Origin of the sequence: Pontibacter aydingkolensis (assembly GCF_019443125.1) — a bacterium.
GTDB classification, from domain to species: Bacteria; Bacteroidota; Bacteroidia; order Cytophagales; family Hymenobacteraceae; genus Pontibacter; species Pontibacter aydingkolensis.
This window is the reverse complement of sequence record NZ_JAHYXK010000015.1, coordinates 61236-80525: the sequence shown is the minus strand read 5'-3', so window position 1 is coordinate 80525 and position 19290 is coordinate 61236. Positions and strand designations below refer to the sequence as shown.

17 protein-coding genes are annotated in these 19290 nt (G+C 45.5%); 6 read left to right on the top strand and 11 right to left on the bottom strand.

Annotated elements, in window-relative coordinates:
• Positions 1-3 precede the first annotated feature (3 nt).
• From K0O23_RS15620 to K0O23_RS15605, 4 genes are all read left to right on the top strand, one after another.
• Positions 4-240 (top strand): hypothetical protein, encoded by a 237-nt coding sequence (locus K0O23_RS15620; protein ID WP_219878377.1) that lies wholly within the window; start codon positions 4-6, stop codon positions 238-240.
• A 164-nt stretch (positions 241-404) separates the two neighbouring features.
• Positions 405-1202: a DUF547 domain-containing protein gene (locus K0O23_RS15615; protein ID WP_219878376.1), complete on the top strand. Its 798-nt coding sequence runs from the start codon at positions 405-407 to the stop codon at positions 1200-1202.
• A 3-nt stretch (positions 1203-1205) separates the two neighbouring features.
• On the top strand, positions 1206-2576 hold the full coding sequence (locus K0O23_RS15610) for an NAD(P)/FAD-dependent oxidoreductase (protein ID WP_219878375.1): 1371 nt from the start codon (positions 1206-1208) through the stop codon (positions 2574-2576).
• A 12-nt stretch (positions 2577-2588) separates the two neighbouring features.
• On the top strand, positions 2589-3944 hold the full coding sequence (locus K0O23_RS15605; protein WP_219878374.1) for a 4Fe-4S binding protein: 1356 nt from the start codon (positions 2589-2591) through the stop codon (positions 3942-3944).
• Positions 3945-3997: 53 nt separating this feature from the next.
• On the opposite strand, the gene K0O23_RS15600 is transcribed toward K0O23_RS15605, so the two are convergent.
• On the bottom strand, positions 3998-4243 hold the full coding sequence (locus K0O23_RS15600; protein ID WP_219878373.1) for a hypothetical protein: 246 nt from the start codon (positions 4241-4243) through the stop codon (positions 3998-4000).
• 629 nt (positions 4244-4872) lie between these two features.
• On the opposite strand from K0O23_RS15600, the gene K0O23_RS15595 reads away from it, so the two are divergent.
• Positions 4873-5475, top strand: coding sequence for a TetR/AcrR family transcriptional regulator (locus K0O23_RS15595; RefSeq protein ID WP_219878372.1), 603 nt, complete (start codon positions 4873-4875; stop codon positions 5473-5475).
• Between the two features lie 57 nt (positions 5476-5532).
• Here K0O23_RS15595 and K0O23_RS15590 read toward each other — a convergent pair whose 3' ends face one another.
• The 10 genes from K0O23_RS15590 to K0O23_RS15545 all read right to left on the bottom strand — a co-directional run bounded on the left by K0O23_RS15590 (position 5533) and on the right by K0O23_RS15545 (position 17796).
• A complete protein-coding gene (locus K0O23_RS15590) occupies positions 5533-6690 on the bottom strand; it encodes an iron-containing alcohol dehydrogenase (RefSeq protein ID WP_219878371.1) in 1158 nt (385 codons plus the stop codon).
• A 10-nt stretch (positions 6691-6700) separates the two neighbouring features.
• On the bottom strand, positions 6701-7720 hold the full coding sequence (locus tag K0O23_RS15585) for an NADP-dependent oxidoreductase (RefSeq protein ID WP_219878370.1): 1020 nt from the start codon (positions 7718-7720) through the stop codon (positions 6701-6703).
• 133 nt (positions 7721-7853) lie between these two features.
• Complete coding sequence (gene rplT, locus K0O23_RS15580; protein ID WP_219878369.1) at positions 7854-8198, bottom strand: 50S ribosomal protein L20; 345 nt, start codon at positions 8196-8198, stop codon at positions 7854-7856.
• 89 nt (positions 8199-8287) lie between these two features.
• Positions 8288-8482 carry a 50S ribosomal protein L35 gene (gene rpmI, locus K0O23_RS15575; RefSeq protein WP_219878368.1) on the bottom strand — a complete coding sequence of 65 codons (195 nt, stop codon included), beginning with the start codon at positions 8480-8482 and terminating at the stop codon, positions 8288-8290.
• A 23-nt stretch (positions 8483-8505) separates the two neighbouring features.
• Complete coding sequence (gene infC / locus K0O23_RS15570; RefSeq protein WP_317195702.1) at positions 8506-9030, bottom strand: translation initiation factor IF-3; 525 nt, start codon at positions 9028-9030, stop codon at positions 8506-8508.
• Between the two features lie 118 nt (positions 9031-9148).
• Complete coding sequence (gene thrS, locus K0O23_RS15565) at positions 9149-11086, bottom strand: threonine--tRNA ligase (RefSeq protein WP_219878367.1); 1938 nt, start codon at positions 11084-11086, stop codon at positions 9149-9151.
• Positions 11087-11099: 13 nt separating this feature from the next.
• Positions 11100-12188 (bottom strand): tetratricopeptide repeat protein, encoded by a 1089-nt coding sequence (locus tag K0O23_RS15560; protein ID WP_219878366.1) that lies wholly within the window; start codon positions 12186-12188, stop codon positions 11100-11102.
• Positions 12189-12341: 153 nt separating this feature from the next.
• The gene (locus tag K0O23_RS15555) at positions 12342-13127 is read right to left on the bottom strand and encodes a tetratricopeptide repeat protein (protein ID WP_219878365.1); all 786 of its coding nucleotides are present in this window, start codon (positions 13125-13127) and stop codon (positions 12342-12344) included.
• A 60-nt stretch (positions 13128-13187) separates the two neighbouring features.
• The gene (locus tag K0O23_RS15550) at positions 13188-15941 is read right to left on the bottom strand and encodes a DNA gyrase/topoisomerase IV subunit A (protein ID WP_219878364.1); all 2754 of its coding nucleotides are present in this window, start codon (positions 15939-15941) and stop codon (positions 13188-13190) included.
• Positions 15934-17796, bottom strand: coding sequence for a DNA topoisomerase IV subunit B (locus K0O23_RS15545; RefSeq protein WP_219878363.1), 1863 nt, complete (start codon positions 17794-17796; stop codon positions 15934-15936). Before K0O23_RS15545 ends, K0O23_RS15550 begins: the two co-directional genes overlap by 8 nt.
• A gap of 343 nt (positions 17797-18139) precedes the next feature.
• Here K0O23_RS15545 and K0O23_RS15540 point away from each other — a divergent pair, with 343 nt between their 5' ends.
• Entirely contained in the window at positions 18140-19267 is a 1128-nt protein-coding gene (locus K0O23_RS15540; protein ID WP_219878362.1) for an AI-2E family transporter, read from the top strand.
• Positions 19268-19290: the final 23 nt, after the last annotated feature.

The following is a 19290-nucleotide window of genomic DNA, read 5'->3' as shown; positions in this document are numbered from 1 at the left end:
ACCATGAATACAGACAATAGAGATAAAGACAAATTAAGAAACGAGGATACCGATAATACTTTGAATAAAGGTAATAAGGTGCCTAACATACACCCCACTGGCCAGAAAGTGGATGTAGACAATGAAAAACTTAAAAAAGGCAAAGTAGGTGGCGCCCCGTCGCAGAAAAGCGGCAGCAGAGGCAGCGCCGATGTGCAGGACGGCGGCACCGATATTGGCAGCAGCGCAGGCAGCCATTAAGCATTACCTTATACTTTAAAACACTTTAATGAAAGGCCGGTAAATCCGGCCTTTTTGTTTTTGCGTTAGGTATTGGCAAACTTTTAGTTACAGTTACGGTTTCTGTGTTAATTTTAGGCATAGCAGCAATGCATTATACTCCATCTTAGCTGTACTTCACCCACATGGAAAAGCCACATAAAAGCAATGTAAAGCATTTAAGCATTCTGCTACTTTGCTGTGCTGTAATACTTTTGCTCAAATGCCATACTGCTTCCCCGCCAACGGCGTACATCACATCTGTAAAGCCAGATCACCAGTTGTGGACCAGCCTGCTGCAAAAGCATGTAAACGAGACAGGCTTTGTAAACTATAAAGGCTTTGTACAGGACAGCGTACTTCTTAACCAATATCTGAAAACACTGCAAACCGGTGTGCCTGACCCTAAAACCTGGACACAGGAAGAGCAACTGGCTTACTGGATCAATGCTTATAATGCCTTCACCGTAAAGCTTATAATAGATGAGTATCCTCTGAAAAGTATAAAAGACCTCAACAGTATCTTCTCCATCCCTTTTGTGAACAGCATCTGGGATAAGAAATTTTTCAGGTTAGGAGGAGAAAAGTATAGCCTTAATATAATTGAGCATCAAATTCTCAGAAAGGAGTTTGAAGAGCCGCGCATCCATTTTGCAATTAACTGTGCATCAGTTTCGTGTCCTAAACTCAGAAGAGAGGCCTATACTTCCGAACAACTTGAGGCACAGCTTCAGGAACAGGCGTATAACTTTATAAACGACCCTTTTAAAAACCGGCTTTCATCTAACAATCCGAAGCTATCTAGTATCTTTAACTGGTTTGAAGGAGATTTTAAGAAGAATGGCAGCCTGGTAGATTTCCTGAACCGTTATGCAAAAACCAAAATCAGGGAAGATGCAAGTATAAGTTACCTCGAGTATGACTGGCGCCTGAACGAACAATAGTATATGCAAGCAGCGCAACATTTGGTTATCATCGGAAACGGCGTGGCAGGCGTTACGCTAGCCCAGCATGTCAGGGCAAAAAGCACCTGCCGCATCACGCTTGTATCTGCAGAGTCGGCAACACATTTTTCGAGGCCTGCCCTGATGTATGTATACATGGGCCATATGCGTTACAAAGACATCCTGCCATACCCTGACTGGTACTGGAGTAAAAACAACCTTAACCAACTACACGATAAAGTAACGTCCGTTAATTTCGAAACCAAAACCCTGACTCTGCAAAAAGGAGAACCTGTACAGTATGACGTACTGGTGCTGGCTACTGGCTCCTGCCCTGCTTTTTACAACTGGCCTGGCCAGAACCTGAAAGGTGTACAGGGACTGGTAACGCTGCAGGACCTCCAAAGTATGGAAGATAACACCAAAGACATTAAAGAGGCTGTGGTAGTGGGAGGAGGACTGATAGGCATTGAGATGGCCGAAATGCTGCGCAGCCGTGGTATTGCCGTTACCATGCTGGTGCGGGAACTACATTACTGGTATAGTGTTTTGCCAAAACAGGAAGCTATACTTGTATCCGATATCATTAGAAAACATGGCATTAACCTGATCTTTGAGGATGAGTTGGCAAGTATAAACCCGGATGCACAGGGCGGTGTAGAAAGTATAACCACTAAAAGAGGTAAGCAGCTAACCTGCCAGTTTGTGGGTATTGCAACCGGTGTCAAACCAAATGTAAGTTTCTTAAACAACTCAGGGCTTAACATAGACAAGGGTATACTTGTAGATGAAGCCTTCGCCACAAACCAGCCGGATGTATATGCCATTGGGGACTGTGCCCAGTTTAATAACCCTGCTCCCCTCGCTCCTGCTGTTGAGCAACTTTGGTATACCGCGCGCCAGCACGGTGAAACCTTAGCTCAAACCCTTACCGGCACCAGGCAAAAGTATGACCGCGGCCCCTGGTTTAACTCTGCCAAGTTCCTGGATATAGAGTATCAAACCTATGGTTACGTGCCTGCCACCTGGGATGAAAAGTATGGCTCATTGTACTGGGAGCATACTGCTGGCTACAAGGCGATCCGCTTTTTGTTTGAACAGGATTCTGGCTTGCTGACTGGTATAAACCTGCTTGGCATACGTTACCGCCACGACCTCTGCCACCATTGGCTAAAACAGCAGTATACCATACACCAGGTGATGCAGGAACTCCCTGCTGTTAATTTCGATCCTGAATTCTTCCAGCATTACGAGCAGGAGTTATTCATACAATATGCAGCGCAGTTCCCTGCACAGGCCACACCGCCTACAAAAAGTAACTGGTGGCAACTACGTAAAAAATTCGGCCTCTTTTCTTCTTCTGAGTCTTGTTAAGCAACTTACAACATGAGTAATTCAACTTCTGCCTATAGTTTACCCTTTTCATCAAATACACGTGGTGGCTTTTTTAAGCTTATTGGCTTGCTGCTGGTGGCAATAGGTTTACTTGGCATGCTGGTAGCTGCATTTGGTGCAGAGGCGGTATCTCCTGTCCTAACAGGGCTTGGTGGTATTGTCTCTTTATCCATAGGTGGTATTTTATACATTTGGGAGGCGCGCAGTCAAAAATCTGTAGCGGAGCAGAATAATGGCGCCTGGCAAAACAACATGACGGCTCGCGGTGCAAGTGCCTGGGTTGTTGGCGTGGTGCTTACAGGCTTTTATGTGCTGCTGTACTGGTACCCGGATACGTTACGTGGATTAACAATGGCCGTAGAACCAATTAGCCAGTGGCTTCGCAACCGCCCAGCCGATCATTGGTTTTTGTACGGCACATTCTATACGTTGGCAGTTATGATCATGGGCGTGCATGCCTTGCTCAAGTACCGTAACAGCCGCTACCACATCATCAGAACCATATCGGTAATCTTTTTCCAGCTGGGTTTTGCGTTTCTGCTGCCGGGGCTACTTATGTTGTTCAATCAACCGGAGTTTTATTTCAGCTATTTCTGGCCGCTAAAGTATGATTACCTTTTCCCAGGCACTGTAGGATATCTGGTTGATAATGGCGCTGCGCTAGGCGTGTTCATGGTTTTCTGGGGGGCTATACTTTCATTTGCCGCCACACCTGTGCTTACATACTTCTGGGGCAAACGCTGGTACTGCTCGTGGGTGTGTGGCTGCGGAGGCCTGGCCGAAACTGCCGGCGATCCCTACCGCCACCTCTCCGATAAAAGCAAGAAAGCCTGGCAATGGGAAGTGGCGATCATTTATCCGGTATTTGGCTTTATTATTATAACTACTCTTATACTTTGGATAAACTCATGGAGCGAGGGCAGGCTTCTAGGCAACCTTTCGCATGGGTTCTCCAGTACCTACGGCTTTTTTATAGGGGCTATCTTTTCCGGAGTGGTTGGTGTTGGCTTTTACCCGATCATGGGTAACAGGGTGTGGTGCAGGTTCGGTTGCCCAATGGCAGCTTATTTAGGGTTATTGCAGAAGCATTTTTCCAGGTTCAGGATCACGACCAACGGCGGCCAGTGCATCTCCTGCGGCAACTGCTCCACTTATTGCGAAATGGGGATTGATGTAAGGCACTATGCGCAGCAGGGCGAGCCGATTATCCGTTCTTCCTGCGTGGGTTGTGGCATCTGTGCGCATGTTTGCCCCAGAGGTGTGCTTAAACTCGAAAACGGTCCGCGCGATAATCGTTATGCAGCCACTCCACTTATTAAGCGCAGCGATGTAAACATACTTTCCTAAATGCAGAAAGCCACCTTGTAGGTGGCTTTATCTGTATCCAAAATTAGATTTTACTATTGAAGTTCTTCCTGTTCCATGTAATCCCACATGGCATCTTCACTAGAACCTGTCTTGGCCGCATAAACCAGCATCGTCGTATAAACTCCGATCAGCAGGAAACTCAAAGGAATAGAAAATACAAAAGAGACAATAAGCGTTTTTATCGGATCAGGCTTAGAACGCATTTTCGTGGAGGCATACCAGAAAAACAAAACATTGAAAATTCCTGAAAGCGCTACAAAGTTTAAGATGTCGATCATTGGCTAAAAGTTAATTTAAGTTTAATCTACCAAGAAATATGCCAGCGTTAATTTAAGGTGTATTTATCGCCTCTAATCTCTTGGATAAATCCTTTTTAAAATGCTGATTAATGCAATTTAAATTACAGATTACAATTTGCCAAATTTTTTTACTATAAATTTTACAAATATTTATCAACATTATATATTAGGATATATCTATATAGAAGCATATCAAATTATCATTTTTATTATTTCCCTGTCTTAAGCAAACCTAAATAGTGAATTCCTTAGAACATCATACTGCTGGCTTAAAGAGCAAACTAACATGCTGCTTCTGGCTTAATTAGTTTGGGATTAGTAATGTGCTATTTACACTGTTGCTACATTTATTAATAGGTTGCTGACTTAACTGAGAAAAAGCAACAAAGATTCAATTATAAAGTATGGCTGAAAAAAAACTTAAACTTATATGGCTATAACTCAACTCTAAAGGCTTTACACAGGTAAATGGTTCTGTTGATATATAAAATGAATTCCTATATTAAAGCAAAACATACTATTTGCCTGCGTTCCGGAGTCAGGGTTTGTTGGTTAACTAAAGCGGCTCCGATATTTTTTTTATCCGCAGGCTCCATGGGTAATCGCTTATGAAAACAAAAGAGCAGATTGTAGTAAAAGCCAGAAAGCTATTTTTTGAAAGGGGTTATGTTAGTGTGCTAATGGCTGATATTGCCAGAGAAATGGGAATGAGCAAAAAGACACTCTACCAGTATTTCTCCGGTAAAGAAGAGCTGGTCCAGGAAGTCATAAAATCTTACCAGCAAGAAATGCAATCCAAAGTAGAAGAGCTCATCAACGATGATTCTATCGCATTTCCAGATAAGGCCAGTCGGATATTTAAGTATGTTGCCACCAGGCTGCATGGCCTTAATCCTCAGTTTATTGAAGACATCAAGCAAAACTCACCTAGTAGCTGGAAACTAGTACAGGATTATAAAACAGATGCTGCTTACCTGAGATTTAACACCTTGCTAAAAGAGGGCGTGCAACTGGGCTACGTACGTGATGATGTAAACCGTTCGCTTGCTGTTATGCTTTATGCCAGTGCCCTGGATACTATCGTGAACCCTGATTTCATGCGACAGATACCTCATCAGCTAACCAATGAAATACCGTATACCCCAGACGCAGTTTTCGATGGCCTGATCAACATTATTTTTAACGGAGTGCTTAACGGGAAGAGCCTTTAAAGTGTTTATAATTATAAAAAGGGCCGCTGATTGCAGCGGCCCTTTTTATAATTTATACTACAGACTCAGTTTCAGGATCTCCTCCACATCCCTGATCTGTATGTCGGCCCGTTCGCCAAGGTCTTTTACATCGCGCGCCTTAAAGCGTTTTACAATCTCCTGGATGGTTTCCTGACCTACTTCATAATCCTTCAGCCTGGTTTTAATGTCAAGTGACTCAAAGAAAGCGATGGTGGCCTGTATGGTAGCCTCTATGCGTTCATCGTCGGTACCGGAATTTATATCCCAGACACGTGCGCCATACTGTAGTAGCTTCTCTTTTTTGCTTTCCTGCTTGTAGCGCAGCAGCGATGGCAGCACAATGGCCAGCGTGCGTGCGTGGTCGATGCCATGCAGGGCAGTAAGCTCGTGGCCAATATAATGTGTGGCCCAATCGGTAGGCACTCCTACACGTATAACCCCGTTCAGGGCCATGGTAGCGCACCACATAAAGTTGGCCATGGTATCGTAGTCTTTGGGGTTCTGTATCGCCTTAGGTCCCTCCTCTTTCAATGTTAGAAGTATAGCCTCTGCCATTCTATCCTGTAGCGGGGCGTTAACCGGGTAGGTAAGGTATTGCTCCAGCACGTGGGTAAAGGCATCTACAATACCGTTGCTTATCTGGCGGAGCGGCAGAGTATAGGTTGTCTCCGGGTCCAGAACCGAGAATTTTGGAAAGGTGAACGGACTGCCAAAAGCAAATTTCTCTTTTGTGTCTGCCCTGGTAATTACAGATCCTGAATTCATTTCAGAGCCTGTGGCAGGCAGCGTAAGTACCGTACCAAATGGCACTGCTTTGGTAACCGGTATTTTTTTGGCTAGTATATCCCAAGGGTCGTTGCCTTCATACTCCATAGCAGCCACAATAAACTTGGTGCCGTCTATCACAGAGCCACCTCCTACAGCCAACACAAAATCTATACTTTCCTGCTTAGCCATACTTACAGCCTTCATTAAGGTCTCGTAATGCGGATTGGGTTCTATGCCGCCAAACTCAACCACTGCATGGTCTTTAAGCGCCTGCATTACCTGGTCGTAAACGCCATTCTGCTTAATGCTGCCTCCCCCATAGGTTATTAAAACGCGTGCATCTGCGGGTATCTCTTTGGTAATGGCTTCGATCTGCCCTTTACCGAATATTATTTTAACGGGGTTATAAAATGTGAAATTGTTCATAGTTAAAAATTTATACTTGTATTGATCTGTCAGCTACTTTGACCAGTTGCTTGCCAGTGTTTTCTCCTTTAAACAAACCTAGAAAAGCTTCCGGAAGATTATCAAAGCCATCGGTTATACTTTCTTCATACTGCAGCTTGCCAGTTTTAACCCAAGATACCAACTCTTTTGCGGCCTCTCCAAAGCGATCAGCATAGTCGCTTACGATAAACCCTTTCATCAGGCAGCTTTTTGTCAGAAGTATAGGTTCTACTCTTGGCCCCGTTGGGCGGCTGGTGCTGTTATAAAGCGCTATCTGCCCACACACCACAATGCGTGCATACTTATTAAGCAAAGTATAAACCGCATCCGAAAAACTGCCTCCTACATTGTCAAAGTATACATCCACTCCATCAGGACATGCTTTTTCCAGGGCTTCTTTTATGTTAGAAGTTGTTTTATAGTTAATGCCTTCGTCAAAGCCCAGTTCATTTTTCAGATAAGCTACTTTTTCATCGGTTCCGGCAATACCAACAACACGGCAGCCTTTTTGTTTTGCAATTTGTCCTACTACTGTGCCTACTGCCCCTGCAGCACCTGATACTACCACTGTCTCGCCTTCTTTGGGTTCGCCGATAAACAACAGTCCACAGTACGCAGTTAAGCCGGGCATTCCCAAAATACCCAAATGATAGCTAAGCGGTGCCAGGTCGGGGTCTATACTTGTCAGCCCATTCCCATCAGAAAGTATAAAGGTTTGCCAGGGCAGGTTACCCATTACCACATCTCCTTTTTTATACTTCTTGTTGCGGCACTCCACCACCTCGGCCACTATGCCTCCGGTAATTGGCTCGTTTACTTTATAAGGCGGTACATAAGACCTGGTATCGTTCATGCGGCCACGCATGTAGGGGTCTACAGAAATGTAAAGGGACTTGAGCAAAAGTTGCCCTTCTTCCAGTCCGGATATTTCCTGCTCATCAAATTCAAAATTCGATTCATCAGGCATCCCCTGCGGCCTGCTGTTTAGTAATATTCTTTTTGTTTTCATAGTATAAGTTCTGGTTAAGTTAAGTGTATGTAATAAAGGCGCTGCGGGTTATACTAATACCTGTTTATAAACAAGAAAAAACAAAAAGGGCTTAGCAAATGCTAAGCCCCTCCTGGTATATATTGCTAGTAAATTACTTTACTTTATCAACAATGCTCTTGAACGCGTCAGGGTGGTTCATGGCAAGGTCAGCAAGTACTTTACGGTTAAGGTCGATGTTGGCTTTCTTAAGAGCGCCCATCAACTGAGAGTAAGACATGCCGTGCTCACGCGCACCAGCGTTGATACGCTGAATCCATAAAGCTCTGAAGTCTCTCTTCTTTGCTTTTCTATCGCGGTAAGCGTAAACTAAACCTTTTTCAATAGCGTTTTTCGCTACTGTCCAAACGTTCTTGCGACGACCAAAGTAACCTTTGGCCATCTTCATCATTTTTTTTCTTCTGTGTCGTGCTGCTACGACATTGACCGATCTTGGCATTTTGTTAAAAGTTTTGGCGACTGGTGATTAAGATTAATCTTCAAAAAAGACCAGGCACCGGGTTCGTACTAATAGTTAACCTAAAATAATTAAATGTTAAGCATTGCTTTTACTCTGTCCATATCAGCTGAGCTAACAAGGCCTGTGTGAGTAAGGTTACGCTTCTGCTTCGTCGTTTTCTTAGTCAGGATGTGGCTTTTGTAAGCGTGCTTACGCTTGATCTTGCCAGTACCTGTCAAAGAAAAACGCTTCTTTGCACCAGATTTAGTTTTTACTTTTGGCATGTTTATAAAATTGATTGATAAAATTATTTTTTAGCCGGAGCCACCACTTTAGGTGAAAGGATCAAAAACATTCTCTTTCCTTCCAGTTTAGGTAGCTGCTCCACTTTAGCTACATCCTCCAACGCCTGTGCAAATTTAAGCAGTAAAATCTCGCCTCTTTCCTTGAACACGATAGTTCTACCTACAAAGTGCACATAAGACTTGATCTTAAATCCGCTTTCCAGGAATCCTTTGGCGTGCTTTAGCTTAAACTCGAAGTCGTGATCATCCGTGTTAGGGCCGAAACGAATTTCTTTGATCACTACTTTCTGCGCTTTCGCCTTCATTTCGCGCGTTTTCTTCTTCTGCTCGTACTTAAATTTCGAGTAGTCGATAATACGGCAAACTGGCGGATTAGCTGTCGGTGAAATCTCAACCAGGTCAAGATTCTGCTCATTTGCAATTCTTTGAGCATCTCTGGTCTGGAAAATTCCCTGCTCTACATTGTCACCAACCAACCTTACTTCTCGGGCAGTTATTTTATCATTGACTTTGTATGGCTCTTCCACCTTTCCGCGTGGGATGTAGCGCTTGTTTGGCGTTGCTATGGTTGTACCTCCTTTAAAGTTAATTTCTACAATTAGGCTGCGAATATCGCAATTTTTATATCAAAAAGAAAATATTTTCTTAATTGTTAAGTGTTTCGGCAATTTTAAGCTTAAACATTTCAACGTATTCATCTACTGTAAGCGAGCCTAAATCTCCTTCGCCGTGCTTGCGTACCGACACTGATTTGTTCTCCTGCTCTTTCTCTCCTACGATCAGCATGTAAGGCACTTTGCGAACTTCCGCATCGCGTATCTTACGTCCGATCTTCTCATCACGGTTATCCACGAAGCCTCTGATGTCTTCCTGCTGCAACTTGTTATATACTTCCTGTGCAAAATCGTGATACTTTTCTGAAATCGGAAGTATGGCAAACTGCTCCGGGCTTAACCAAAGCGGGAAGTTACCGGCACAATGCTCGATTAGTACAGCCACGAAACGCTCCAGCGAACCAAACGGTGCTCTGTGGATCATTACCGGGCGGTGCTTGGCATTATCGGCACCAATGTACTCCAGTTGGAACCTTTCTGGTAAGTTATAATCTACCTGAATAGTTCCAAGCTGCCATTTACGGCCAAGGGCATCCTTTACCATAAAGTCAAGCTTAGGTCCGTAGAACGCAGCCTCACCCAATTCGGTTACAGTACGCAGCCCTTTCTCTGTGGCAGCCTCTATAATAGCGCTTTCGGCTTTCTCCCATGCTTCGTCGCTGCCAATGTACTTTGCCTTATTCTCCGGGTCGCGCAGCGATATCTGGGCAGTATAGTCCTCAAAGCCTAATGCCTTGAACACGTACAATACCAGGTCGATTACTTTGATAAACTCTTCTTTTACCTGATCAGGGCGGCAGAAGATGTGGGCATCGTCCTGAGTAAAGCCACGCACGCGGGTTAAGCCGTGCAGCTCGCCGCTTTGCTCATAACGGTATACCGTACCAAACTCGGCAAGGCGCACTGGCAGCTCTTTATAAGACCGTGGTCGTGTTTTATAGATCTCGCAGTGGTGCGGGCAGTTCATTGGCTTCAGGAAGAACTCCTCCCCTTCGTTTGGCGTTTTGATTGGCTGGAAAGAGTCGGCACCATACTTTTCGTAGTGGCCTGAAGTAACATAAAGCTCTTTGCTGCCGATGTGCGGGGTAACCACCGGCTGGTAACCGGCACGCACCTGTGCCTTGCGCATGAACTGCTCCAGGCGCTCACGCAGCAAAGTTCCTTTTGGTAACCACAACGGCAAGCCCATGCCTACTTTCTCAGAGAAAGCAAACAATTCCAGCTCCTTGCCAAGTTTGCGGTGGTCACGCTTCTTAGCTTCTTCCAGGCGCTCCAGGTACTCCGTCAGTTCCTTTTGCTTCGGGAATGTAACGCCGTAAATACGGGTAAGCTGCTTGCTGTTCTCATCGCCGCGCCAGTAAGCACCTGCTACGTTCATCAGCTTTACAGCCTTTATAGTACCTGTGTTTGGCAGGTGCGGCCCACGGCAAAGGTCCACAAAATTACCTTGCGTGTAAAACGTGATCGTACCGTCTTCCAGGTCTTTGATCAGGTCCAGTTTATACTCATCGCCTTTTTGGGTAAAGTAATCCACAGCCTCTGCTTTAGAAACTTCACGGCGCACGAATTCGCTTTTGTTGCGGGCCAGTTCCAGCATCTTCTGCTCTACTTTGGCAAAGTCGTCCTGCGAGAAAGACTTCTCACCAAGATCCACATCGTAGTAAAAGCCATTCTCTACCGGAGGTCCGATACCGAACTTTACACCTGGGTACAACTCTTCCAGCGCTTCCGCCATTAAGTGGGCTGAGGAGTGCCAGAAAGTATTTTTGCCTTCGTCATCGTTCCAGGTGAGTAGCTGCACCGTAGCATCTTCGTTTACAGGGCGCGTTATGTCCCAAACCAAACCGTTTACTTTGGCAGCAAGCACATTTCTGGCTAAGCCTTCGCTTATACTTTGTGCGATCTCGAAGCTGGTTACGCCTTTATTATACTGGCGCACCGAGCCATCTGGCAGTGTGATGTTGATCATGTATTTTCTAAATCTATTGTTCTAACATTTCCCGGCGCACTGCTGTGCTGTCGGGCATTGGTCTTGTTAATTTATACTTCAGGCGGCTGATGGCCTGGTAACCGTACGTATAGCGCGGCTCCACCTCCACCAACTGCTGGTAAGTTTGTAAAGCCTTTATATTTCGCCCGGTGCGCTCGTACGCGCCGGCAAGGGTACTCAGGTACTTAACTTCTTGTTCATACTTCGGGTATACTTTCTCTAAGTGCACCAGCGCTGTATCGGTGCGACCCTGCAAATAAGCTGCCATGCCTAACCTGTAATGTGCCCCATACAGGGTGTCGTTTAAAGCGACAGCCCTGTTAAAAGAAAGCATGGCACTATCCTGTTTCTGCGTTGCCTGGTATAACAGCCCTTTGTAATACCACAGCCTGGCATCTTTTGCATCCAGCTTTTGAGCCGCGTTTAAGTAAGGCCTGGCAGCATCATAGTCTCCTCTGTTTACAAGTATACCAGCCAGTTCGCGTTGCGGCTGCATAAAGTCAGGCAACTGCTCCAGGGCAAGCTTATAATTACGAACCGCTCTTGCTGTGTCTCCGGTTGCCTCCTGAACCCTGCCTTTGTAATAAAAAGCATAAGCATCCGTGGGAGACAGCTTTTGCGCCTTATCAAGGTATACTTTAGCTTGTTTGTACTCTTTACGCTGTAAGTATAACTCACCAAGTAATACATACAGAGAGCTGCTCTGGTATGAGTTACGCTCTGCCTGCAACGCCAGCGGCAGTGCTTCTTCCTGCCTGTTTAATGCCCGAAGCACCTGCGCCTTCACAAATAGTGTAGAGGGCTCGTTCTTTGTCAGGTTTACTGCCTCATTTGCATCAGAAAGCGCTTTTTCCAACTCACCTTTCCGTAGCAGCACCACAGCACGCCTGGCATACAAACTGCCGTCCCGCCTGGACTGCTCAATAGCTGCATTTAGGTTCTTTAGCTGGGCATCCTCATCATCTTTTACTTCTGACAGGTTTACCATCCGCTCCTCCCGGTTAGCCTCCTCACCATCACATGCGCTTACCGATGTCAACAGCACCAGTCCCCACAATAACGACAATCTTTTTAACGGCATAAATACACAAGTCAGCTTAAAAGCTTGTTAAGGTGCTAAATTAAGACAAATTACCTAAATAGAATAATACTATGTTGTTAAACAGGGCATGTATAAAGCAGAAAGCCTGCCTCCCATCCGGAAGCAGGCTTTCTGAAGATATCCTGAATGCGTTTATGTATTCTTCTTTTCTTGCAGCATAATCTTACAGCGCCTGCTTAACTCCAGCTCTTCCTTCGTATCCAAAGGTAGCGTCAGGGCTTTTGTAAGTGTTGCGATACAAGCTTCTGTATCTTTCATTTCATTATAGATCAGAGCCAGATCAAAGTAATACCTGATATTGTTTGGATTATAAACTATCGCCTTTTCTATTGCGTCTGCGGCATCTTTATTGGTAGACACACTACACACACCACCAAATAAAAACTTAGATGCTGCTTTTTCTGCAAAATTCAGATTGGCCATTTTAAAATGCCAGCGGCCAAGTATGTGCCAGGCACCAGCATGTTTTGCATCTGCGGCCAAAGCGGCATCTACAAAAGACTTTACTTCGTGTATACTGGATAGTCTTTCTTTAGGTCCGGAGAGTAGTCCCTGGCTACCAACCGATAACGCCATAACGTAGTTAGACTCTGCATCTCTTGGGTTTATAGCATATGCTCTGTTAGCATACTCTCTCGCTTTAGCAACATGCTGCAGCTTCTTCGTTTCATCGGTATACCTTTCGCTGATGCGGCTGTGCAGGTAACTTGCTTTGCAAAGCGCTATATAATTATCCTCGGCTTCCTCCAGCACCTGCTCATACACAACCAGTGCTTCGCTGTCTTTATAACTGCTCAGCAACTGTTCAGCACGCTGCAAAAGCTTATCATTCCCGGATGCACCGCCGTTTGCCATGCAGGCAAAAGGTGTGCAAAAGAGAACAAGTATAACAGGAAATGCTTTAAAAAGTCTTTTCATACAATACCACACATCACAAACTACGGATTTTCAAAGACTTTTGCAAGAGTTACAGCTGGATTAAAATAAATCCAGCTGCTTTTTCTCTTTAAGTGCTTTGATTTCCTTGTTACTGTGCGTATCCTCTTCTACGCTTTCAGCATCAGAGAGTTGGGTACCGCTGATTTTGGCTGCTTCTTCAGCCAACTCCTTCAGCTCTGAAGGCAGCGTTACAGGCGCTTTACGGGGAGCGGCTTTCTTGGCTTTCCCTTTTTCATCCTGCGGCTGCTCCACGGCTTCCATCTTAGGAACCTCAACGTCGTAGATCTTGAAGTAGTTGAGTTTATTACCCATTGCCTTCCAGCCTTTCACGTCAATAAAGTCGCTCAGCAACAGCTTCTCTGTAGCTTTTTCACCACGCAGGCTCAGCTTGAACTTAATAGTTGCCAATGGCTGAGAGTGCGTAGAAACAGCCTCCAGCCTTGAGTTCTTGCTTTCAGAAATAAAGGTGAATTTCTTAGCTACTGTGCTCGTTTCTACTCTAAAGCGCTTCACATAGTACGTCTTGTTATCACCATCGTAGTAGATCGCCGAGATTACCAATTCCGGCTCAAACTTCTGCAGTACCTTGATCTTCTCTACTGTGTAGTGGTTGCTTAGATCAAACGTGGTTTGCTCATAAGTACCATCCTCGTAAATCACAAGTATGGTATCATCTGTATTGAAGGAACCCAGGTAGCGGCCACGGCCTTCGGTGTTCAGTCTTCCGATCACTTCATCGTAGTAGATCTCACGGCCACCTAATGTAGAGTCGCCCAGGCTTTTCTGCACTACTTTCTTGATCGGGTACTTTGTAACGATATTACCGTTAGAGCCCTTGCCTTTGATCATCAGCTCCGCAAAGTCGTAATCAAATTGCTTGTTGCGTGCTGTAGACTGCGGCGACAAAGTTACACTTACCACCTCCGATTCTGAGTTCGGGTTAGCAGTAAGGTAATGTACTTTAGAGCCTTTGTTGCCTTTAGTCAGGTCATACTCCTTATCTCTGGTAATGGACTTCACTGCAAAGCGCTTGGCAAAAGACACACCAGTCTTACCATCTACGTAGATCATGTTGTACACCATGTGCTCGTCGTTCTTGTTGTAAACGCCAGCCATGATAATGTCTTTACCAACAAAGGTCTTATCAGCCACCTTGGTTACGGTGAACTTACCGTCCTTACGGAACACGATGATGTCGTCCATATCAGAGCAGTCGCATACAAATTCATCTTTGCGAAGGCTGGTACCGATAAAGCCGTCTTTGGCGTTCATGTAGAGCTTCTGGTTCGCAATAGCCACTTTCTGAGCAGTAATCACATCGAAGGTCTTCACCTGCGTTTTGCGGTCACGGCCCTGGCCATACTTCTTCAGCAGTCCCTCAAAGTATGCGATAGCGTAACGGATCAGGTTAGCCAGGTTATCATCCACTTCGGCCATCTCCTCTTCCAGCTTGTTAATATACTCGTCTGCTTTAAAGGAGTCGAACTTGGAGATACGCTTAATCTTGATTTCTGTCAGGCGAATAATGTCCTCTTCGGTAACTTCGCGGCGCAGCAGCTTCTTGAACGGGTCTAAACCTGTATCAATTGCATTTAGTACAGCCTCCCAGGTCTCACACTCTTCGATGTCGCGGTAAATACGGTTCTCGATAAAGATTTTCTCAAGTGAAGAGTAGTGCCACTTGTCTTCCAGTTCACCTTTGCGGATCTCAAGTTCTCGCTTCAGCAGGTCTACCGTTTTAAATGTAGAGATGCGCAGCAACTCATCCACACTCATAAAGTGCGGCTTATCGTCGATAATCACACAGGTATTCGGAGAAATAGAAACTTCGCAGTCAGTAAAGGCATACAAAGCATCCATTGTCAGATCCGGAGAAACGCCTGGAGGAAGTTGTACCTGTATTTCTACATTAGCAGCCGTGTTGTCTATTACCTTCTTGATCTTGATCTTGTTGTTCTCGCTCGCTTTCACGATCGACTCCATCAGGCCTGTTGTAGTAACACCATAAGGCACATCACGGATGATGAGCATGGTCTTGTCTACCTTCTCAATAGTGGCACGCACACGGATTTTACCGCCACGCATGCCATTGTTATAGTTGGTAACATCCACCTGGCCCCCGTTCGGGAAGTCTGGCAAAAGTAAAGTGCTACGGCCTTTAAGCACATCAATAGAACCCTTTATAAGTTCTTTGAAGTTGTGCGGCATTATCTTGGTAGACAAACCTACGGCAATACCTTCAACACCCTGCGCCAGCAGCAAAGGGAATTTAACCGGAAGTGTTACCGGCTCGTTCTTACGGCCATCGTAGCTCAGCTGCCATTGGGTTGTCTGTGGGTTGAACACCACATCCAGCGCGAACTTAGAAAGACGTGCCTCGATGTATCGTGGCGCAGCTGCGCTGTCACCGGTACGCACATCACCCCAGTTACCCTGTGTCTCAATTAAAAGGTCTTTCTGCCCAAGGTTCACCATTGCATCGCCGATAGAAGCATCGCCATGCGGGTGGTACTGCATGGTCTGACCAATAACGTTGGCTACTTTGTTAAAGCGGCCATCGTCCATCTCTTTCATGGCGTGCAGGATGCGGCGCTGCACTGGTTTTAAACCGTCTTCAATGGCTGGTACCGCACGCTCCAGAATTACATAAGAAGCATAGTCTAAGAACCAGTTCTCGTAAAGGCCGGCAACAGGTGTAACGTTATGGATGACTTCTTCTTCGCCATCGGTAAACGCCACTTCCAGTTCGTCTTCTCTTTCTATCTCTTCGTTATTCAACTCGTCGTTATGCATATACTTCTTCAACTATGTCTTTCTCAATCTTCAAATTATCGATAATGAAATTCTGACGCTCCGGTGTGTTCTTGCCCATGTAGTAGCTCAGTATCTTCTGTATCGTGGTATCCTTCTGCAGGATCACCGGCTTCAGCTTAATGTTGTCGCCGATAAACTTACCGAACTCATCCGGTGAGATCTCTCCCAAACCCTTGAATCGGGTAATCTCAGGGCGCTTACCCAGTTTCTGTATGGCTTCCTGCTTCTCGGTTTCGTTGTAGCAGTAGATCGTTTCTTTCTTATTGCGCACACGGAATAGCGGCGTTTCAAGTATAAACACGTGGCCGTTACGAACCAGGTCCGGGAAGAACTGCAGGAAGAAAGTCAGCAACAATAAGCGGATGTGCATACCATCCACGTCGGCATCGGTAGCGATCACCACGCGGTTGTAGCGCAAGCCGTCCAGACCTTCTTCAATGTTCAGGGCGTGCTGCAGCAGGTTAAACTCTTCGTTCTCGTATACTACCTTTTTCTTAAGGCCATAGCAGTTAAGGGGCTTACCTCTTAAACTAAAAACAGCCTCAGTGTCCACGTTTCTGGACTTTGTGATAGATCCACTTGCCGAGTCACCCTCTGTGATGAAAAGCGTAGACAACAATGAATTTTCGTGCTTGTCTTCGTTAAAGTGCAGGCGGCAGTCGCGCAGTTTACGGTTGTGCAGGTTGGCTTTCTTGGCACGCTGGTTTGCCAGTTTTTTCACACCGGCCATATCCTTACGCTCACGCTCACTCTGCTCAATTCGCTTCTTTAAAGCTTCTGCAGTAGCAGGGTTCTTGTGCAGGTAATTGTCAAGATTCTCCTTAATAAAGTCGTTTATGTAAGCACGTACAGCTGGTCCGTCAGGGCCCATCTCCATAGAGCCAAGTTTGGTTTTAGTCTGCGACTCAAACACCGGTTCCTGCACACGCAGCGAGATGGCACCAACTATAGAGCCACGAATATCAGCGGCATCGTAATCTTTCTTGAAGTGCTCGCGAACTGTCTTCACAATGGCTTCACGGAAAGCAGCCAGGTGCGTACCACCCATCGTAGTGTACTGTCCGTTTACAAACGAATAGTACTCCTCACCATAGTCATTGCCATGCGTTAGAGCCAGTTCAATGTCCGCTCCTTTCAGGTGGATGATCGGGTAGCGCATCGCTTCTTCGTCGGCTTTGTTTCGGAGCAGGTCCAGAAGGCCATTCTCAGAGTAAAACTTCTTGCCGTTGAAGTTGATCGTTAAGCCAGCATTCAGGTACACATAGTTCCAGATCTGGTTCTCGAGGTACTCCGGGTTAAATTGGTAGTTCTTAAAGATGGTATCGTCTGGCGAAAAGATCGTAAGCGTACCATTTCGCTGCGAGGTTGGCTCCAGCGGCATATCGTTGGTAAGTACGCCACGCTCAAACTCAGCTGACTTCATCTGGCCGTCGCGCACAGACTGGATGCGGAAGTGGCTTGAAAGGGCGTTAACCGCTTTGGTACCCACACCGTTCAGACCAACCGACTTTTGAAAAGCCTTGCTGTCATACTTACCACCAGTGTTGATCTTGCTTACGCAGTCGATCACCTTGCCCAGCGGAATACCACGGCCATAATCGCGCACCTGTACTTTGTGGTCAGAAATCTTAATGTCGATGGTCTTACCGAAACCCATCACGTGTTCGTCGATGGAGTTGTCGATCACCTCTTTCACTAAAATGTAGATACCGTCGTCAGCAGCCGAACCATCGCCCAGTTTACCAATATACATACCAGGGCGTAGCCTGATGTGCTCGCGGGGCTCCAGGGAACGAATGCTGTCTTCGTTGTAATTATGCTCTAACTCTACCATTATGTAAGCGTAAGTATAGTTGTTTAGATAAAATCAATCGGAAATATAGAAAAATATAAGAGACTAGCTGCAACAAATAGTTCCTGCCAGCTAACAAAATGCAAATAACTAAAATTTTTAGCTAATGTGATTAGCAAAACTAAATCTCATTACTGGTCATTGACAACCTTATACATGTATAGAACCATAAAATTAAGGCACTGGTTCATCAAAATCAAGTTATTTGCCTTATACTTTGGCTAGTATTTTTAGCAAATTAATATATAAAAACTTCTATAAATTAAGCAGAACATTTAGTTACTTTAATGCCTCGTGCATAAGTGCCCTAATGGCTTAGCCTTCTATGGAATTAAAATTACCGAAGTACGTTAAATTTATACTTGTCCTGCTTGGTATTGTACTGTTGGTAGGCCTGTTGCAATCTTTCAAGTCTGTGCTGGTGCCATTGGCCTTTGCGTTACTGTTTGCCCTGCTGCTGCTGCCTTTAGCAAGAGACCTGGAGCGGTTGCGCATCCCAAGGCCGCTGGCCATACTTATCTGCATTATCTTAATAGTAACTATACTTGGCGCCGTGGTCTGGTTTTTATCTATGCAAATGATAAGCCTTACCTCCGACCTGGATACCATTGGCGAAAATATCGGAAACCTGCTTGACAGAGTGCAGCTTTATCTCTACGACAAGTTTGGTATAGAACCCTCTAACAGGGCCGACCTGGTACGTAATGCAATAGGAGGCCTGCAGGATATCACCACTACTTTTCTGGGCAGCACTATTTCTATGACAACAGGCGCTATCTCGATGCTGGTGATCATACCCATCTTTGTTTTCTGTTTTTTGTACTACCGCGACCACCTGGAGCAGTTCCTGTTTAAGTTCGTTGCCAAAGACCGGCGCAGCAGTATGGTACAGACAGTAGAAAACATACAGCAGGTAGGGCAAAGCTATATCTCCGGGTTGATGATCGTTATCTTTATTGTGGCCCTGCTTAATTCTGCCGGATTAATGCTACTTGGCGTGAAGTATGCCATTTTCTTTGGCGTGTTCGCTTCTATACTTACCATTATACCCTACATTGGCATTCTGATCGGTGCTACCCTGCCGGCTCTGTTAACATTGGCTACCACAGGCCATCTGATAGATGCCCTACTTGTAGTGGGCGTGTTTATGTTTGTGCAGTTCCTGGAGGGTAACTTTATTACACCGTATGTGGTAGGCGCAAAAGTAAGCATCAATCCTTTTGCAGCCATTGTAGGCTTACTTGTTGGCGGTGAGATATGGGGTGCTGCCGGCATGATTCTGGCAATTCCGGTTATTGCCATGCTAAAGGTTTTATTCGATGTGTATCCGCCCTTAACGCCATTCGGATTTCTGCTGGCTGATATTGATGAAGTAAACCATAAAAAGCGAGGCCGGGTAGGCAACTGGTTCAGCGAAATCTGGAACGGGATTTGGCACGGTAAGAAGAAATGAGACAGGCAAAAACTAATTTGCTT

What these genes read in the sequence shown, in the direction of transcription:
- K0O23_RS15620 (WP_219878377.1), top strand. Translation starts at nt 4, where the DNA reads ATGAATACAGACAATAGAGATAAAGACAAATTAAGAAACGAGGATACC.
- K0O23_RS15615 (WP_219878376.1), top strand. Translation starts at nt 405, where the DNA reads ATGGAAAAGCCACATAAAAGCAATGTAAAGCATTTAAGCATTCTGCTA.
- K0O23_RS15610 (WP_219878375.1), top strand. Translation starts at nt 1,206, where the DNA reads ATGCAAGCAGCGCAACATTTGGTTATCATCGGAAACGGCGTGGCAGGC.
- K0O23_RS15605 (WP_219878374.1), top strand. Translation starts at nt 2,589, where the DNA reads ATGAGTAATTCAACTTCTGCCTATAGTTTACCCTTTTCATCAAATACA.
- K0O23_RS15600 (WP_219878373.1), bottom strand. Translation starts at nt 4,243, where the DNA reads ATGATCGACATCTTAAACTTTGTAGCGCTTTCAGGAATTTTCAATGTT.
- K0O23_RS15595 (WP_219878372.1), top strand. Translation starts at nt 4,873, where the DNA reads ATGAAAACAAAAGAGCAGATTGTAGTAAAAGCCAGAAAGCTATTTTTT.
- K0O23_RS15590 (WP_219878371.1), bottom strand. Translation starts at nt 6,690, where the DNA reads ATGAACAATTTCACATTTTATAACCCCGTTAAAATAATATTCGGTAAA.
- K0O23_RS15585 (WP_219878370.1), bottom strand. Translation starts at nt 7,720, where the DNA reads ATGAAAACAAAAAGAATATTACTAAACAGCAGGCCGCAGGGGATGCCT.
- rplT (WP_219878369.1), bottom strand. Translation starts at nt 8,198, where the DNA reads ATGCCAAGATCGGTCAATGTCGTAGCAGCACGACACAGAAGAAAAAAA.
- rpmI (WP_219878368.1), bottom strand. Translation starts at nt 8,482, where the DNA reads ATGCCAAAAGTAAAAACTAAATCTGGTGCAAAGAAGCGTTTTTCTTTG.
- thrS (WP_219878367.1), bottom strand. Translation starts at nt 11,086, where the DNA reads ATGATCAACATCACACTGCCAGATGGCTCGGTGCGCCAGTATAATAAA.
- K0O23_RS15560 (WP_219878366.1), bottom strand. Translation starts at nt 12,188, where the DNA reads ATGCCGTTAAAAAGATTGTCGTTATTGTGGGGACTGGTGCTGTTGACA.
- K0O23_RS15555 (WP_219878365.1), bottom strand. Translation starts at nt 13,127, where the DNA reads ATGAAAAGACTTTTTAAAGCATTTCCTGTTATACTTGTTCTCTTTTGC.
- K0O23_RS15550 (WP_219878364.1), bottom strand. Translation starts at nt 15,941, where the DNA reads ATGCATAACGACGAGTTGAATAACGAAGAGATAGAAAGAGAAGACGAA.
- K0O23_RS15545 (WP_219878363.1), bottom strand. Translation starts at nt 17,796, where the DNA reads ATGGTAGAGTTAGAGCATAATTACAACGAAGACAGCATTCGTTCCCTG.
- K0O23_RS15540 (WP_219878362.1), top strand. Translation starts at nt 18,140, where the DNA reads ATGGAATTAAAATTACCGAAGTACGTTAAATTTATACTTGTCCTGCTT.